We start from the raw sequence: 898 nt of genomic DNA, 5'->3' as shown, positions 1-898 counted from the left end.
AGAGTCCTTTTGAAAAAGGTCTTCAATGAGCAATTCGCCTGATGAGTAGGGCTCCGAGAGCAATGTGGATCATGGCTTCGGAGACGTCGATGCGTTGCTCGTAGTCACGTACGAGACGTCGCCATCGCACCAGCCATCCAAAGGTTCTTTCCACCACCCATCTGCGCGGTAGAACATGGAAACCCTGTGCGCCTTCGATACGGCGTACAACTTCAATAACGAAGTCGAGAAAAGCTGCCTTGTCCATCAGCCTGGCTCGATCATATGCGCCGTCGGCAAACAGGTGCTTCACCCACGGCCAGCGCTTTCTGATCGCATCAAGAATAGCCTGCGCTCCTGCACTGTCGGAAATATCGGCGGTGGTCAGGTTGACCATAAGCAACCGTCCGTCCGTATCCACAGCGATATGGCGCTTACGGCCGACGATTTTCTTATTCGCATCAAAACCACGGTTTGTGGCGGCGGGAGCCTTGACTGATTGACTATCGATGACTGCGGCAGTTGGGCTGGCCTCGCGCCCGGCTTGTTCACGGTCAATCATCACAGCCATGTTGTGAAGCGTGACGAACAGGAAGCGCCGCATCAGAGCTCGGAACCACCAATAAACCGTTTGCCAGGGCGGAAAATCCTTCGGCAGCATCTCCCAACCACAACCCGACCGCACCAGATAACGAAGTGCATTGACGACTTCACGCAGATCAGTCTTGCGGGGGCGTCCGCGCCGCCCGGCCGTTGGCATCAAGGGTTCAATCAGCAACCACTCGGCATCAGTCAAGTCCGTCGGGTAGCGCTTCTGCTTCTTGCGAATATCGGCCATCCGGCCACGGCTCTCTCGTGTCCACATCAAAAGCTTGAATCACAACCAACAGCACCAATCAACCTTTTTCAAAAGGGCTCT

The 898-nt window shown here is 55.2% G+C and carries 1 protein-coding gene; it reads right to left on the bottom strand.

The window, feature by feature from the left end; translation table 11 throughout:
• Positions 1–22: 22 nt before the first annotated feature.
• Complete coding sequence (locus JNC70_RS22755; RefSeq protein ID WP_104757563.1) at positions 23–844, bottom strand: IS5 family transposase; 822 nt, start codon at positions 842–844, stop codon at positions 23–25.
• Positions 845–898 lie beyond the last annotated feature (54 nt).

Source organism: Brucella oryzae (assembly GCF_041929965.1).
In the GTDB taxonomy this organism is placed as follows: Bacteria; Pseudomonadota; Alphaproteobacteria; order Rhizobiales; family Rhizobiaceae; genus Brucella; species Brucella oryzae.
Note: the sequence above shows the minus strand (reverse complement) of the source record. Positions and strands in the feature narration are given on the sequence as shown.